This is a genomic window from uncultured Ramlibacter sp. (assembly GCF_936925435.1).
Lineage (GTDB): Bacteria > Pseudomonadota > Gammaproteobacteria > Burkholderiales > Burkholderiaceae_C > Ramlibacter.
In genome coordinates, this window is sequence record NZ_CAKZHQ010000049.1 from 83,508 (window position 1) to 98,381 (window position 14,874).

Annotated in this window: 13 protein-coding genes; 4 read left to right on the forward strand and 9 right to left on the reverse strand. The window is 68.9% G+C overall.

All coding sequences use genetic code 11. The features are described from left to right. Window positions 1-36: 36 nt before the first annotated feature. Together Q0632_RS19885 and Q0632_RS19890 are read right to left on the reverse strand one after the other, a co-directional pair. A complete protein-coding gene (locus Q0632_RS19885; protein WP_298933469.1) occupies window positions 37-1,200 on the reverse strand; it encodes a mandelate racemase/muconate lactonizing enzyme family protein in 1,164 nt (387 codons plus the stop codon). A gap of 40 nt (window positions 1,201-1,240) precedes the next feature. Then, window positions 1,241-2,224 (reverse strand): tripartite tricarboxylate transporter substrate-binding protein, encoded by a 984-nt coding sequence (locus Q0632_RS19890; RefSeq protein WP_298933471.1) that lies wholly within the window; start codon window positions 2,222-2,224, stop codon window positions 1,241-1,243. Between the two features lie 100 nt (window positions 2,225-2,324). Here Q0632_RS19890 and Q0632_RS19895 point away from each other — a divergent pair, with 100 nt between their 5' ends. Together Q0632_RS19895 and Q0632_RS19900 are read left to right on the forward strand one after the other, a co-directional pair. Next, complete coding sequence (locus Q0632_RS19895) at window positions 2,325-3,224, forward strand: LysR substrate-binding domain-containing protein (RefSeq protein ID WP_298933473.1); 900 nt, start codon at window positions 2,325-2,327, stop codon at window positions 3,222-3,224. A gap of 63 nt (window positions 3,225-3,287) precedes the next feature. Continuing rightward, window positions 3,288-5,285: an acetoacetate--CoA ligase gene (locus Q0632_RS19900; protein WP_298933475.1), complete on the forward strand. Its 1,998-nt coding sequence runs from the start codon at window positions 3,288-3,290 to the stop codon at window positions 5,283-5,285. A gap of 19 nt (window positions 5,286-5,304) precedes the next feature. Here Q0632_RS19900 and Q0632_RS19905 read toward each other — a convergent pair whose 3' ends face one another. The 7 genes from Q0632_RS19905 to Q0632_RS19935 form a co-directional block, all read right to left on the reverse strand. Beyond that, on the reverse strand, window positions 5,305-6,132 hold the full coding sequence (locus Q0632_RS19905) for a transporter substrate-binding domain-containing protein (RefSeq protein WP_298933477.1): 828 nt from the start codon (window positions 6,130-6,132) through the stop codon (window positions 5,305-5,307). Between the two features lie 8 nt (window positions 6,133-6,140). Next, window positions 6,141-7,217: a porin gene (locus Q0632_RS19910; RefSeq protein WP_298933479.1), complete on the reverse strand. Its 1,077-nt coding sequence runs from the start codon at window positions 7,215-7,217 to the stop codon at window positions 6,141-6,143. Between the two features lie 44 nt (window positions 7,218-7,261). Continuing rightward, on the reverse strand, window positions 7,262-8,233 hold the full coding sequence (locus Q0632_RS19915; protein ID WP_298933481.1) for a tripartite tricarboxylate transporter substrate binding protein: 972 nt from the start codon (window positions 8,231-8,233) through the stop codon (window positions 7,262-7,264). Continuing rightward, window positions 8,233-9,078 (reverse strand): metal-dependent hydrolase, encoded by an 846-nt coding sequence (locus Q0632_RS19920; protein WP_298933483.1) that lies wholly within the window; start codon window positions 9,076-9,078, stop codon window positions 8,233-8,235. The genes Q0632_RS19915 and Q0632_RS19920 overlap by 1 nt, the downstream gene beginning before the upstream one ends. Before the next feature lie 32 nt (window positions 9,079-9,110). Beyond that, complete coding sequence (locus Q0632_RS19925; protein ID WP_298933485.1) at window positions 9,111-10,118, reverse strand: tripartite tricarboxylate transporter substrate binding protein; 1,008 nt, start codon at window positions 10,116-10,118, stop codon at window positions 9,111-9,113. Window positions 10,119-10,189: 71 nt separating this feature from the next. After that, window positions 10,190-11,443 (reverse strand): LysR family transcriptional regulator, encoded by a 1,254-nt coding sequence (locus Q0632_RS19930; RefSeq protein WP_298933486.1) that lies wholly within the window; start codon window positions 11,441-11,443, stop codon window positions 10,190-10,192. 1 nt (window position 11,444) lies between these two features. Further along, window positions 11,445-12,359 (reverse strand): LysR family transcriptional regulator, encoded by a 915-nt coding sequence (locus Q0632_RS19935; RefSeq protein WP_298933487.1) that lies wholly within the window; start codon window positions 12,357-12,359, stop codon window positions 11,445-11,447. A 105-nt stretch (window positions 12,360-12,464) separates the two neighbouring features. Here Q0632_RS19935 and Q0632_RS19940 point away from each other — a divergent pair, with 105 nt between their 5' ends. Then, on the forward strand, window positions 12,465-13,433 hold the full coding sequence (locus tag Q0632_RS19940; protein ID WP_298933488.1) for a tripartite tricarboxylate transporter substrate binding protein: 969 nt from the start codon (window positions 12,465-12,467) through the stop codon (window positions 13,431-13,433). A 46-nt stretch (window positions 13,434-13,479) separates the two neighbouring features. After that, on the forward strand, window positions 13,480-14,850 hold the full coding sequence (locus tag Q0632_RS19945) for an MmgE/PrpD family protein (protein WP_298933490.1): 1,371 nt from the start codon (window positions 13,480-13,482) through the stop codon (window positions 14,848-14,850). Window positions 14,851-14,874: the final 24 nt, after the last annotated feature.

Consider the following 14,874-nt stretch of genomic DNA (forward strand, 5'->3'; position numbering starts at 1 on the left):
CGGCGAAATATAGCACGCCCGTGCGAAAGTGCAAATCTAGGCCGACAGGCTGCGCATTTCCTGGATCAGGTCGGCCTTGCCCTCAAAGCCTATGCCCGGTAGTTCCGGCATGGTGATGTGGCCGTTGTCGACGCGCACGCCATCCGGGAAGCCGCCATAGGGCTGGAACAGGTCGGGGTAGGACTCGTTGCCGCCCAGGCCCAGGCCCGCCGCGATGTTCAGCGACATCTGGTGGCCGCCGTGCGGGATGCAGCGGTCCCAACCCCAGCCGTTGGCCTTGAGCATCTCCAGCGTGCGCAGGTACTCCACCAGGCCGTAGCTGAGCGCGCAGTCGAACTGCAGCCAGTCGCGGTCCGGCCGCATGCCGCCGTAGCGCACCAGGTTGCGCGCGTCCTGCATGGAAAACAGGTTCTCGCCCGTGGCCATGGGCCCGGCATAGTGCTCGGCCAGCTTGGCTTGCAGCTCGTAGTCCAGCGGGTCGCCGGCCTCTTCGTACCAGAACAGGTCGTAGGCGCTCAAGGCCTTGGCATAGGCGACGGCTGTGGCCAGGTCGAAGCGGCCGTTGGCATCCACCGCCAGCTTGCAGCCGGGCGGCAGCATGGCCAGCACGGCCTCAATGCGCTTGCAGTCCTCGGCCAGGGGCGCGCCGCCGATCTTCATCTTCACCACGTTGTAGCCGCGGTCCAGGTAGCCCTGCATCTCGGCGGTCAGGCCTTCCAGGCCCTTGCCCGGGTAGTAATAACCGCCGGCCGCATAGACGAAGACCTTGGGGTTGGCTTTGGTGCCGTGGCGTTCGGCCAGCAGGCGGAAGAGGGGCTTGTTCTCGATCTTGGCCACCGCGTCCCAGACCGCCATGTCGATCGTGCCCATGGCGACCGAGCGTTCGCCGTGGCCGCCGGGCTTCTCGTTCTTGAACATGGTGTTCCAGATCTTGTGCGGGTCCAGGTTGTCGCCCGCCTCATTGCGCAAGCTCTCGGGCGCGGCCTCCAGCACGCGCGGGATGAAGCGCTCGCGCATCAGGCTGCCCTGGCCGTAGCGGCCGTTGGAATTGAAGCCGTAGCCGATGACCGGCTTGCCGTCGCGGATGACGTCGGTGACGACAGCCACCAGGCTGAGCGTCATCTTCGAGAAGTCGATGAAGGCGTTGGCGATGGGGGAGGCGATGGGAGCGGTGCGCTCCCGGATTTCAACGATGCGCATGGGAAGAACAGGTCCTCGGGGTGAAAAAACGGGGAAGAAGTCAGTCGGCGAACTGGCCGGCAGACTTGATGATCGGCGCCCAGCGGTCCACTTCGGCGTTCAAGGTGCGGCGCAGGACCTCCGGCGTGGCCCGGTCGGCCGTTGCGTCCGTGCTGATGCCGGCGAACCGCTGCAGCAGTGCTGGATCGCGCAATGCGGTGGCCAGGGCCTCGGACAGTTTGCGGATAACGGGCGCCGGCGTGCCTTTGGGCGCGTACAGACCATGCCAGACGCTGATCTCGAAGCCGCGCAGCCCGGCCTCGTTGGCGGTCGGGACGTCGGGCAGGGCGTGCAAGCGGGTTTTGGTGGTGACTGCATAGCCCTTGACGCGCTTGGCCTGGACCAGCGGCGCGGAGGTGGTCGCCTGCTCGCAGGCCAGGTCGATCTGCCCGCCCATCAGGTCCTGGATCACCGGGCCGCCACCTTTGTAGGGGACGGTGGTCAGCTGCGTCTGGATAGCCTGCTGGAACAGCATGCCGCACAGGTGGGAGGCGGCGCCCATCCCCGAATTGCCGAAAGTGACCTTGTCGCCGCGCGCCTTGGCCCAGGCGATGAGCTCGCCCAGCGTGTTGGGCTCCAGACCCGGCTTGCCCATGATGGTCATGCTGACGTCCGAAACCATGCCGATCGCCGACAGGTCGCCCTTGGTATCGTATGGCAGCTTGCGGTAGAGCGTGGCGGCTGTCGCCAGGCCCATGTGGTGCAGCAGCAGCGTGTAGCCGTCCGGTTTGGCGCGCACCACCTTGGCGGTGCCGATGGTGCCGCCGGCGCCGGCGACGTTTTCCACGATCACCTGCTGGCCCAGGATGCGCGACATGGTTTCCGCCGTCACGCGCGCCACGGTGTCGGTGGGGCCGCCCGGAGCGAACGGCACGACCATGCTGATTGGCTTGGTCGGGAAGTCCTGGGCCCGTGCGGGCCCAGTGGTGGCGAGAAGCGCTGCCAGCGCGAGCGCCAGAGCGGCCGTGAGGGTGTTGCGGTGCATCGCTTGTCTCCTTGTTGTGGGCGCATGGTGCCGCGCTTTCTGTCATCTCTGAAGTGGTCATCTTTGACGTCAGCCATGCCGGGATAAGATGTCTGAACCCATGCGCCATTTCGACCCCCTCTCCCTGCGCCTGTTCATCGCCGTCTGCGAGGAGCGCAACATCGCCTCGGCGGCGCAGCGCGAGGCCATCGTGCCTTCGGCGGTGAGCAAACGCATCAGCCAGATGGAAGAACAGACTGGCACCCAGCTGCTCGAGCGCGGGCGGCGCGGCGTGGTGGTCACGCCGGCCGGCGAGACGCTGTGGCGCTATGCGCGCGAGTCCCTGGCGCTGCTGGACCGCATGCAGGCCGAGCTGGGCGCCTTTGCCGACGGCGTGCAAGGCCATGTGCGCGTGTTTGCCAGCATGTCGGCCGTGGCGCAGTTCCTGCCCGAGGATGTGAGCGAGTACGCGCGCCAGTACGAGCGCGTGCGGGTGAGCTTCGAGGAGCGCGAGATCTGGGAAGTGGTTCGTGGCGTGGAGGAGGGCCGGGCCGACATCGGCGTGTGCTGGGACGCGGTGGACATGCGCCAGCTCAAGACCTTTGCCTACCGCAGCGACCACCTGGCCGTGGTCATGCACCCGGACCATCCCCTGGCCAGGCGCCGCTCCATCGCCTTCGAAGACACCATCGACCACGAGCATGTGGACATCGTGGCGCGCAGCATCATGAAGGCCACGCAGCAAGGCCAGGCGGCTGCCGCCGGCAAGCGCATGCGCTACCGCATCCAGGTCTCGACGGTGGACGCCGCCTGCCGCATCGTCGCGGCCAACCTGGCCCTGGCCATCGTGCCGCGCGAGGAGGCGCGGGCCCAGCAGCAGGCCCAGGGCCTGAAGGTTGTGCCCCTGAGCAATCCCTGGGCGCGGCGCAAGTTCGTCATCTCGGTGCGTGACGAGGCAGCGCTGAGCGTCCCCGCGCGGCTGCTGGTGCAAAGCCTGCGCGCCAGCGCGCGCCGCGCCTGAGGCGTTCTGTTTTCAGGGCATTCCCGCTCCGCCAGAACTGCCATCCGGCGCTACGCTTGCGGCATGAGCAGAGCCCCCCACGTTCCCCAGGTCCGCCTGTACCAGGACTGGCTGCGCGAGCAGCGCGGCCTGGCGTTCGACTCCTACGATGCGCTGTGGCGCTGGTCAACCAGCGACTTGCCGGCCTTCTGGCAGAGCATCTGGGACTACTTTGAACTGCAGTCGCCGACGCCGCACAGCGCCGTCGTCACGGGCAGCATGCCGCAGGCCCGTTGGTTCGAGGGCGCGCAGTTCAACTACGTGCAGCAGGTCTTTCGCCACGTCGATGCGGCCGAAGCCGCCGGCATGCCGGCCATCGTCAGCCGCAACGAAAAGGGTGAGCACAGGGAACTGTCATGGCCCGAGTTGTGCCGCCAGGTCGCCTCGCTGGCCCTGCACCTGCAGGCCCAGGGCGTGCAGCCCGGCGACCGCGTGGCCGCCTACCTGCCCAACATCCCCGAGACCATGGTGGCCTTCCTGGCCGTGGCCAGCATCGGCGGCGTCTGGAGCCTGTGCGCGCCCGACATGGGCACGGCGGCCGTGCTGGACCGCTTCCGCCAGATCGAGCCCAAGGTGCTTATCGCCTGCGATGGCGTGCGCTACGGCGGCCGCGATGTCGACCGCGCGGACGTGGTCAGGCAATTGCGCGAGGCCCTGCCCAGCGTGTGCCACCTGCTCGTGCACCGGCAGCTGGATGCTCCTGATTCCATAGCAGAGTCGCAAGATTTTTCGGGGGCTACAGCCAGAAACGATGCCCAAACAGCGGCTTTTGAGCCGCTCTGCCTGCCTTTTGGCCATCCGCTGTGGATCGTCTACTCCAGCGGCACGACCGGCCTGCCCAAGCCCATCGTCCACGGCCATGGCGGCACCGTGCTGGTGGCCCTGGTGCTGCAGGTGCTGCACAACGATATCGGCCCCAGCCATGCGGCCAACAGCTGGGGCGAACGCTTCCACTGGTACAGCTCCACCGGCTGGGTGATGTGGAACGTGCAGGCCAGCGGCCTGTTGAACGGCACGAGCTGCTGCATCTACGACGGCAATCCGGCCGGCAGCAAGGATGCGCCGGACTGGAGCACGCTCTGGCGCTTTGCCGCCGACCTGGGCGTGAGCTTCTTCGGCGCCGGCGCGGCCTTCTTTACCAACTGCATGAAGGCCGGTGTCGATCTGGCGCAGCTGCCGGGCCTCAAGACCGTGCGCGCCCTGGGCGCCACAGGCTCGCCGCTGCCGCCGGAGGTGCAGAACTGGGGAAGCGAGCAATTCCGCCGCATCGGCGTGCCGGAGATCTGGTGGGCGAACATCTCGGGCGGAACCGACTTCGCTGGCGCCTTCATCGGCGGCAACCGTGAGCTGCCCAGCAAGGCCGGCGAGATGCAGTGCCGCTTGCTCGGCTGCGCGGTCGAGTCCTGGAACGAGCAGGGCGAGGCTGTCACCGATGCGGTGGGCGAGCTGGTCTGCACCCAGCCCCTGCCGTCCATGCCGCTTTACTTCTGGAACGACGAGGGCAAGCAGCGCTACATCGCCAGCTACTTCGACACGTATCCAGGTGTTTGGCGCCATGGCGACTGGCTCAAGATCACACCTTCGGGCGGCTGCATCATCTACGGCCGCAGCGACGCCACCATCAACCGCCACGGCCTGCGCATGGGCACGAGCGAGCTGTACAGCGCGGTCGAGGCCCTGCCCGAGGTGCTGGACTCCATGGTGGTCGACCTGGAGTACCTGGGCCGCGAAAGCTATATGCCGCTGTTCGTCGTGCTGCGCCCGGGCTTGGCGCTGGACGCCGCCATGCGCGAGAAGATCAACAGCGCGATCAAGACCGCGCTGTCGCCGCGCTTCGTGCCCAACGACATCTTCCTGGTGGCCGAGATCCCGCGCACCCTCAGCGGCAAGAAGCAGGAGCTGCCGGTCAAGAAGCTGCTGCTGGGCCAGCCGCTGGACAAGGTGGTCAACAAGGATGCGATGGCCAACCCGGCCTGCCTGGACTGGTACGTGGCCCTGGCCAAGCAGCGGCCGAAGCGCTGAGCGCTTCGCGAGTGGGGACTCAGGGCGCCGGTGGCGCCGTGCCGCGCAGGCCGGCGCGCTGGCTGGCGCGTTCCAGCTCGCCGTTGCGCCGCACTCCTTCGGTGAAGGATGTCAGCCAGGCCATGCCGGCCTCGCGTCCCTTGGGGATGGCCGGCGCGAGATGCTCGGTGCCCCAGCGGCCGTCCAGCACGCGTGTGCCAGGCGCGCGTTCCGCCAGCTCGAACAGGATGGCCTTGTTGGTGGCGAAGGCGTCGATCTCGCTCGCGCGCAGCGCGGCGCCGGCCGCTTCCAGCGTGGCCAAGCTGCGCAGCTTGGCCTGCTTGAGACGGCCGCCCAGCACCCGCTCGGAGGAGCTGCCCTGGCTCACGCCCACCGTCACGCCAGCCTGGTCCAGCCGCTCGACAGCCGTGACGCGCGATGCGGCCGGCACCAGCAGGCCCAGCTCCAGGTCGACCAGCGTGGACGCGAAGTCCACAACGCGCGCGCGCTCCGCAGTGGCATTGGTGATGGTGAAATCCGCCTCGCCGCGTTGCACCGCCTCCAGTGCCTGCGCCAGGCGCGGATAGACCACGATCTGGGCCGGCACGCCCAGGCGCGCCGCCAGCGAACGGCCGATGTCGACGCTGACGCCGCGCATGCGCTCAGGCGACGCCTGCTCGACCAGCGAGGTCGGGCTGCCCGGGTAGACGGCCACGCGCAGCGTGCCCGTCGGCGCCAGCGCCGCACGCGTTGCAGCCGGGACCACCGGCGCGCTGGCGCTGGCGCAACCGGCCAGTGCCGCAGCGCCGGCCAGCGCGGCAGCCAGCAGGCTCCGGCGCGACGGGTTCAGACCATGGATGCGCTGCATGCCAATCCTCAGAAGGCGTGGGTGATGCCCAAGCTGAGGCCGTTGGAGGTCGACTTCGCATTGGCCACCAGGTAGTTGTTTTTCCAGTGCGTGGAGTCCAGTTCCAGGTAGACCTTGCTGCGCCGGCTGAACTTGTATTCAACGAAGGCCAGCAGGCGGTTGAAGCCGTCGTCCGTCATGCCGGTCCTGGCGCGCTCGGCGTTGTAGTAGCCCGCCAGCACGTCGATCGTGGGCGTGGCGGCGTAGTTGACGCCGGCGGCGATCAGCCGGTTGCGGGTCTGGGTGGTTGCCGAAGTCTCAGCCTTGTTGTAGCCCACGTTGGCCATCAGGCGCAGCGTTGGCAGCACCAGCCAGCTGGCGCCGATGTTGCTGGCGCGCAGCTCGCGGTCGTTCAGGTCGCGGAACTGGGTGTACGCGCTGGTGACGGAAAAGCCGTTGCTCAGGTAGTCCAGGCCCAGGCCGGCCGACTGCAGCCTGGACGTGTCCGCCGTCACCTCGCCGAAGCTGTACATCGCGCGCGCCACCACCGGGCCGACGGGCAGCGAGTACTTCAGACCGTTGTTGACGCGGTTGGACGAGCCGCTGGAGCCGGTGTTGCCGAACTCGATGCCCAGCTGGTGGCCGGTCAGGCTGGTGATCTGGATGTTGGGGTTCATGCCGGCAAAGCGCAGGCCGATGGGATCGGTGACGCCGGCGGAGTCCGCCAGCAGCGTGTTCTGCCGTCCCGCCATCAGCTGGCCCCAGCTGCCGCTCAGACCGACCACGGAGGCGCGGTCGAAGTAGGTCAGGGCATTGGCCTGGATGCCGCTGTCGGCGTTGATGCCCGACTCCAGGTTGAACAGCGCCCGCGTGCCGCCGCCCAGGTCCTCGGAGCCGCGGATGCCCCAGCGGCTGGTCGGGCCGACGCCGCTGGCCACCACCGTGGTGTCGTTCGCATCGCGGGTGTAGGCGGCCGTCAGGCCGGTCTGCTTGCGCGCCGACAGGTCGACGATGCCGTACAGCGTCATGCTGGTGGCGGCGCTCTGGGCCATGGCGGACGCGCTCACGCACAGGCAGGCGGCAAGCGCCAGTGTCTTCATCTTCATGGTGTCTCTCTCCTCGTTGTTGACTCTGTTGTTGCGCGCGGCGCTTATTGGCGTGGCACCTTGGCGCGGATGATCACGTCCGCCCAGCGGCGGGTCTCGGACGCCAGCAGTTCACCCAGCTGCTCGGGTGTTCCTCCCCGGGGTGTGACATTCAGGTCGGCCAGCTGCTTGCGCACGCCGGGGTCGGCAAGGACCTTGTTCACTTCGCGATTGAGCTGCGCAACCACGGCCGGCGGCGTGCGTGCGGGCGCGGCCAGCGCGTTCCAGGAGGCCACGTCGAAGCCGGCCACGCCGCTCTCCACCATGGTGGGCACGTCGGGCAGGCTCGCGGCGCGGCGCGCGCCCATCACCGCCAAGGGCTGCACCGCCTTGGCAGCGATCTGCGGCAGCATGGGGCCCAGGATCTCGACCGCGGCATCGACCTGGCCGCCGCGCAGCGCCGTCAGCACGGCCGGCGAGCCGTTGAAGGGCACGACCTGGAAGTCGACCCCGGCGCTGGTCTTGAGCAGTTCCGCCGACAGGTGCTGCGAGCTGCCGACGTTGATGGTCGCCATGTTCAGTTTGCCGGGATTGGCCCTGGCATAGGCCAGCAGCTCCTTCATGCTCTTGAAGCGGCTGTCGGCGGCGGTGAGCACGGCGATGTCGAACACACCCAGCGTGGCCACGGGTGCGAAGTCCTTCTGCGCGTTGAAGGGCAGCGACTGGAACAGCGTGGCGCTGACGGCCGTGCCGTTGCTCATGAGCAGCAGGGTGTGGCCGTCGGGTTCGGCCTTGGCCACCATGTCGCCGGCCACGACGCCGCCGGCGCCCGGCTTGTTCTCCACCACCACGCTCTGGCGCAGCTGCTCGCCCAGCTTCTGGGCGATGGCGCGCGCCACCAGGTCGGCGATGCCGCCGGGGCCGAAGGGCACGACGATGCGCACGGGCTTGGACGGGAAGGCCTGGGCCAGGGCCCAGGTGGGCGTGAAAGCGACGGGGAGGGCGGCGGCGCCGCCGATCAGGGTGCGGCGGCGCATCAGAACACCGCCTTCTCGCCGGGCTTGAGCGGCAGCACGCGTGTGCTGCTTGCGCCCAGTGCGCGGCTGTATTGCTCGGGGGTTCCCTTGCCCAGCGGGTTGGCGCCGTAGTGCATGGGAATCACGGACTTGGGCTTGATCCACTCACGCGTGGCGTAGGCGGCGTCGGCCGGGTCCATGGTGAAGTGGCCGCCGATGGGCATCAGCACCAGGTCGGGCTTGTAGTACTCGGCGATGAAGCGCATGTCGCCGAACAGGCCGGTGTCGCCCATGTGCCAGATGCGAAAGCCGTTCTCCAGCTCGATGATGAAGCCCACCGGCTCGCCGCCGTAGTGCGCTTCATCCTTGCCGGTGGCCGGGTTCTTCCAGACCAGCACCGAGGAATGCTCGGCGCGCACCGCCGTCACCTTGATGCCGGGCGCGGGCGTGATGCTGCCGCTCTTGTTGAAGCGCGGCACCAGGTTGGCCGGCAGGATGCCCAGCAGGCCGACGGCCTGGTTCATGTCGCCGGGCCCATGCAAGGGCACCTGGTGCAGCAGCGCCAGCGCGGGCGCGTCGGCGAAGTGGTCGAAGTGCGCATGCGTCACCAGCAGCACGTCGATCTTGCCCAGCGCTTCCAGGTTCTTGTACTCGGGCGGTGTCAGCGGATTCAGGCGCAGCCAGGGGTCGGTCACGATGACCTTGCCGCCGGGCGTGGTGATGCGAAAGGCCGCCTGACCCAGCCACAGGACTTCGGTCTTGCCGGTGGCGGTGACCGCTGCGGGTGCGGCGGGGGCCTGGGCCCATGCAGCGGGCAATGCAGCGGCCAGAACGCCTGCTGCCAGCAGGCGAATCAATGGTTTCATGGGTGTCTCCTGTTGTGTCTTCTTCGCTTGCGTCAGTCCACGCTGATGCGGGCGTTCTTCACCACCTGCGCCCAGCGCGGAATCTCTCTGGCGATCAGCTGGGCGAACTGCTGCGGCGTCGCTGGCGTGGCTTCCGCGCCTTCGGCGGCCAGACGCGAGCGGACCTCCTCCGAAGCCAGTGCCTTGTTCACTTGCTGGTTCAGCAGCGTCACCACATCAGCCGGCGTGCCCGCTGGCGCCGCCAGGCCGTACCACTGGTCGGCCTCGAAACCCTTGGTGCCGGCGACACCGCTCTCGGCGACGGTGGGCACATCCGGCAACAGGGCCAGGCGCCTGGGGCTGGAGACGGCCAGGGCGCGCAGCTTGCCGGCCTTGATGTGCGGCAGCAGGGCCGGGATGCCGGTGAACAGCACCTGCACCTGGCCGGCCAGCAGGTCGGTCACCGAGGGCGCCGTGCCGCGGTAGGGGATGTGCAGGAAGGAAGCCTGGGTCTGCATCTTCAGGTATTCCATCGTGGTGTGGGCCGCGCTGCCATTGCCGCCCGAGCCATAGGCCAGCTGGCCGGGCCTGGCCTTGGCCAGGGCGATCAGCTCCTTGAGGTTGTGCGCAGGGAGCGCGGCGTTGACCACCAGCACGTTGGGCACGCGTGCGATCCAGGCCACCGGGGCGAAGCTGCGTTGCGGGTCGTAGGGCAGCTTGGGGTAGAGCGCGGGGTTGATGGCCAGGGTGCCGATATGGCCCATCAGCAGGGTGTAGCCGTCGGCCGGCGACTTGGCGGCGCGGTCGGCGCCCAGCGAGCCGCCGGCGCCGGGCACGTTGTCGATGAGAACGGGCTGGTTGAAGGCCTTGCCCAGTTCCAGGCCAATGGCCCGCGCCAGCACGTCGGACGAGCCGCCGGGCGTGAAGGGCACGATGATGCGCAGCGGCTTGGAGGGGAAGGGGCTCTGGGCCTGGGCGCTGGCCAGGGCCAGCGGGCCGGCGGCCAGGGTGGCCAGCAGCGCGCGGCGGTTCAAGGGGTTGGCAAGGGCATTGTGGGTCACCTATCGAGTATCGGCCGCGGCCGGCCCATCCGCCTTGCAAGATGGCGCTGCAGCGTTGCGTTTTGCTTATTTCAAAACAGGGTGGCGGCGACCGCCGTCTGGCGCAGCGCGGCCAGCACCTCCAGGCAGGCCGACGAGGCCAGGGCGTCGCGCCGTTGCGTGATGCCGATCGCGCGCTCCGAGCCGGGCAACGGGGCCGAGACATGGGCCAGCAGGCCGGCCTGGACCTCGGCGCGCACCTGCAGGGGCGAGATCAGCGCGACGTGGTCGCTGGCCAGCAACACAGAGCGAACGACGGCCGTGCTGTGCGCGCTCAGGATGACGCGCGGCGCAGCCAGGCCTGCATCGGCAAAAAGCCGGTCGAACACTGCCTGCGCGGGCGTGCCCGGCAGCGGCCCCACCCAGGCATAGGCGGCCAGCCGCTTGAGCGAGGCCTTGCGGCCGCCGGCCAGCAGCGGGTGGCCGGCGCGGCCGACGGCGACGAAGCGGTCGATCAGCAGCACTTCTTCGGCCAGGTCGTCCGCCAGCGCTGCGCCGCGCAGCGGGCCGACCATGAAATCGATCTCGGCCGTGCGCAGCATCTGCGTCAGCGACTCATAGGTGCCGTCCTTGACCGTGAAATGGATGCCCGATGCCGTGCCCATGGCCAGCGCCACGGCCTGCGGGACGAGCACGTCGCTGGCCATGGGCAGGGTGCCGATCACCACCCGCGTGCCGCCCTGGCCGCGCCAGCGCGCAAGTTCCTCGTGGCCGACCCGGATCTCGGCCAGGGCCAGTTGCGCCTGCTGGTGCATCCAGCGGCCCGACTCGTTCAGGCGCGCACCGATGCGCGTGCGCTCGAGCAGCGGCATCTTGGCCAGGTGCTCGAGCCGGCGCAGCGCCTGGTGCAGCGCCGGCTGCGACATGCCGATGTGGGCGGCGGCGGCGCTCTCGGTGGCGTGGTTCGCGCGTGCCACGATCGCCTGCAGCAGCGTATCGCTGGCCAGCCGCGGCAGGGCCGCCACCGATGCCTGTGCGCCGCGCAAGCGCAGACCATCGGCCGCCACCTGCAATTCTTCCAGGGCACGCGCCACCCGCACGGCGAGAATCTGGCCGGCGGGCGTGGCCGTCATGCCCAGGGCGCCGCGTTCGAACAGCTTGATGCCCAACATCGCCTCGGCGCGCTGCACGGCGCGCGTCACCGACGAGGGCGACTGGTGCAGCGCGCGTGCCGCCTCGCTCACCCCGCCGGCCACCACCACAGAGGCAACGGCGCGCAAGGAGCGCAGCGGCACCATGGCGGCCGCGGCGTCGCCGTCCTGGGCCCGCAGCGTGCTGGTCTTCATGCTACTTGCGCCCCGCGGGCTTGGCCCGGGCCCGGATGGCCTGGGTCAGCAGCTGGGCGAAGGCGGTGGCGGCGGGCGACAGGCTGCGGCCGTTGCGGCGCACCAGGCCGATGGTGCGGGTGATGCCCGGGTCCGCCAGGCGCACGCCGACCACGGCGCCCGATTCGCGCGGCAGCGCCAGCTGCGGCACGACGGCAATCGCCAGGCCGTTTTCCACGATGCCGATCAGGGTGGAGACATGGCGCACCTCGCAGACCGGCCGCGGCAGGCGCTTGACCTCGGCCAGCGCCTGGTCGATCAACACCCGGTTGCGGCTTTCGTGCGAGACCAGGGCATAGGGATGGCGGGCCAGCTCCTCCCAGCGCACCGTGCGCCGCCTGGCCAGGGGATGGTCGGCCGGACAGGCCACGACGAAGGGCTCCTTGAGCAGCGGCGTGAACTCCACCTCCGGGTCCTGCATGCCGATGTAGTCCAGCGCGAAATCCGATTCGCCTTGCTTGACGCTGGCCAGCACCTCGTCCGCGCCCTCTTCGATGAGGCGCACCAGCACATGGGGATGCTTCTCGCGAAACGACCGGATCACGCCCGGCAGGAAGTGGTGGACGGCGGAGAACACGCAGCCCACGGTCACGTCGCCCGCTTCCAGATGGGCGACGTCGTGCAGGCTGACCACCGAGCGGTCGAGCTCGTCGACCACGCTGCGCACCTGACCCAGGAAGCGCTGGCCCAGCAGGGTCAGCTCGACGCTGCGTGTCGTGCGGTCGAACAGGCGCACGCCCAGGACGCCTTCCAGATGGGAGATGCGGCGCGACAGCGCGGGCTGCGACAGATGCAGCGACTGGGCGGCGGCAGCGAAGCTCTGCAGCTGGCCGACGGTGACGAAGGCGCGCAGGTCCGCCAGGGAGGGCTTCACCATGGTTCAGGCCGATTCATGCAGTGAATGCAACAAGTCTTCCAAAAGATGCAATTTACAACAGCTGACGGCCACCGCATCATCGCGCCATAAAAAGGAGACAAGTCCATGCTTCGCCGCCATCTTTTGCAGGCAGCGTCGGCTGCTATCGCGTTGCCGCAACTGGCCCGCGCACAGGCCTGGCCAGCCAAAGCGATCCGCTACATCGTCCCGGTCGCGGCCGGCGGCGGCAGCGACATGATCGCCCGCGTGGTCACCGAGCGCTGGGGCCGCCTGCTGGGCCAGAGCTTCGTGGTCGATAACCAGGGCGGTGGCGGCGGCGTAGTCGCCTGCCAGACCGCGGCGCGGGCTGCCCCGGACGGCTACACCCTGCTGCAGGGCTATGTCGCCACGCACGGCACCACGCCGGCCACGCGCAAGGTGGCCTACGACGCCATCAAGGACTTCACGCCCATCGGCATGATCGGTGCCACGCCCAATGTGCTGGCCATCAACGCCAGCCTGCCGGTCAAGGACATCAAGGAGTTCATCGATTACGTCAAGCGCAGTCCCGGCAAGGTCAACTACGGCTCGGCCGGGCCCGGCTCGCTGACCCATCTGACGATGGAGCTGTTCAAGCAGGAGACCGGTATCTTCATGCTGCACATCCCCTACCGCGGCATCGCGCCGGCCATCAACGACGTGCTGGGCGGCCAGACCCAGGCCATGTTCCCTGGCCTGGCGGCGGCGCTGCCGCACCTGCGCTCGGGCCGCATGCGCGCCCTGGCCGTTACCGGCAAGCAGCGCAGTCCCCAGCTCAAGGACGTGCCGACCATGGACGAGGTCGGCTTCAAGGGCTTTGACGCCATGCAGTGGTACGGCTCGGTGGGCCCGGCCGGCCTGCCGGCCGACATCGTGCGCCGCCTCAATGAAACCCAGGTGGCCGTGCTCAAGGTGCCCGACCTGGCCGAAAAGCTCGCCGGTGAGGCCGTCGAGCCCTGGCCGATGACGCCCGAGCAGTTCGGCCAGTACATCCGCGCCGACATCGAGCGCTGGACCGCGCTGGCCAAGGCCCGCAAGATCCAGCTCGACGAATAGCGGCCGCACGCCGCCAGCCCTTTTCTTTTCCCAACGACTTTTCCCCATGGCACGCAACACCCAAGTCACCGCTGACACAGCGGCTCCCCCGGTCACCAGCATCCTGGCGCGCTTCGTTTCCAGCCACCCGTCCCGGGGCTGGAGCGACGCCGTCGAACGCGAGGCCCACCGCACTTTTTACAACTGGCTGGGCTGCGCCATCGGCGCCGCGCATCACGAAGCCGCCGATGCGGCGCTGTCTGCCGTCCAGCTGCTGGAGCCGGCGCCCCAGGCCAGCGTGCTGGGCCGCCGCGACAAGGTGGACATGGGCAGCGCCGCCCTGGTCAACGGCATCACCTCCCACACCTTCGACTTCGACGACACCCACCTCAAGACCATCATCCATCCGGCCGGGCCGGTGGCCTCCGCCATCCTGGCCCTGGGCGAGCGCAACGGCAGCAGCGGCCGCGACCTGCTCGATGCCCTGGTGCTGGGCATCGATGTGGCCTGCCGCATCGGCAATGTGATGTACCCCGATCACTACGACCGCGGCTGGCACATCACCGGCTCCACCGGCATGCTGGGCGCGGCAGCCGGCTGCGCGCGCCTGCTGCGGTTGGACGAACAGCAGACCGCGATGGCGTTGGGCATCGCGGCGTCGCAGCCCGTCGGCTTGCGCGAGCAATTCGGCACCATGACCAAGCCCTTCCATCCGGGCGGCGCGGCGCGCGCAGGCCTGATGTCGGCCCTGCTGGCCAGCAAGGGCTTTACCGCCAGCCCGCGTGCCCTGGAGGCGCCCCGCGGCTTCGTGCAGGTGGCTTCCGACAAGCGGGCCTGGCACGAGGTGACCGACGAGCTGGGCCAGCGCTTCGAGATCTCGTTCAACACCTACAAGCCCTTTGCCTGCGGCATCGTCATCCATCCCAGCATCGACGCCTGCGTGCAACTCAAGGACAAGGGCGTCACGCCGGACCAGGTCGAGCGCATCGAGCTGCGCGTGCACTCCCTGGTGCTGGAACTGACAGGCAAGAAGGCGCCCAAGGACGGCCTGGAGGCCAAGTTCAGCGTCTACCACGGCTGCGCCCTGGGCCTGATGTACGGCCATGCGGGCGAGGAAGAATTTTCCGACGCGGTGGTGCGCGACCCGCGTGTGATCGAGCTGCGCGACAAGGTGCGCGCCACCGTCGACGACTCGATCGATGAGGCCGCGGTCCACGTGGCCGCCGTGCTCAAGGATGGCCGGCGCATCGAGGTCCAGGTCGAGCACGCCATCGGCTCCATGAACAACCCGCTGTCCAACGCACAGCTCGAGGCCAAGTTCCATGCCCTGGTTCACCCGGTGCTGGGACAAGCCAAGGCGAGCGAGATCACCCACGCCTGCTGGGACCTGGCCGCCTTGCCCGACCTGCGCAGCCTGACGGCGCTGTGCCGTCCCTGAGACCTCGCCAGACAAGGACACGCA

Excerpts from the sequence above, each read along its gene's own strand:
- Q0632_RS19940 (WP_298933488.1), top strand. The coding sequence starts at position 12,465 with ATGCTTCGCCGCCATCTTTTGCAGGCAGCGTCGGCTGCTATCGCGTTG.
- Q0632_RS19890 (WP_298933471.1), bottom strand. The coding sequence starts at position 2,224 with ATGCACCGCAACACCCTCACGGCCGCTCTGGCGCTCGCGCTGGCAGCG.
- Q0632_RS19885 (WP_298933469.1), bottom strand. The coding sequence starts at position 1,200 with ATGCGCATCGTTGAAATCCGGGAGCGCACCGCTCCCATCGCCTCCCCC.
- Q0632_RS19910 (WP_298933479.1), bottom strand. The coding sequence starts at position 7,217 with ATGAAGATGAAGACACTGGCGCTTGCCGCCTGCCTGTGCGTGAGCGCG.
- Q0632_RS19930 (WP_298933486.1), bottom strand. The coding sequence starts at position 11,443 with ATGAAGACCAGCACGCTGCGGGCCCAGGACGGCGACGCCGCGGCCGCC.
- Q0632_RS19900 (WP_298933475.1), top strand. The coding sequence starts at position 3,288 with ATGAGCAGAGCCCCCCACGTTCCCCAGGTCCGCCTGTACCAGGACTGG.
- Q0632_RS19920 (WP_298933483.1), bottom strand. The coding sequence starts at position 9,078 with ATGAAACCATTGATTCGCCTGCTGGCAGCAGGCGTTCTGGCCGCTGCA.
- Q0632_RS19935 (WP_298933487.1), bottom strand. The coding sequence starts at position 12,359 with ATGGTGAAGCCCTCCCTGGCGGACCTGCGCGCCTTCGTCACCGTCGGC.
- Q0632_RS19915 (WP_298933481.1), bottom strand. The coding sequence starts at position 8,233 with ATGCGCCGCCGCACCCTGATCGGCGGCGCCGCCGCCCTCCCCGTCGCT.
- Q0632_RS19905 (WP_298933477.1), bottom strand. The coding sequence starts at position 6,132 with ATGCAGCGCATCCATGGTCTGAACCCGTCGCGCCGGAGCCTGCTGGCT.
- Q0632_RS19945 (WP_298933490.1), top strand. The coding sequence starts at position 13,480 with ATGGCACGCAACACCCAAGTCACCGCTGACACAGCGGCTCCCCCGGTC.
- Q0632_RS19895 (WP_298933473.1), top strand. The coding sequence starts at position 2,325 with ATGCGCCATTTCGACCCCCTCTCCCTGCGCCTGTTCATCGCCGTCTGC.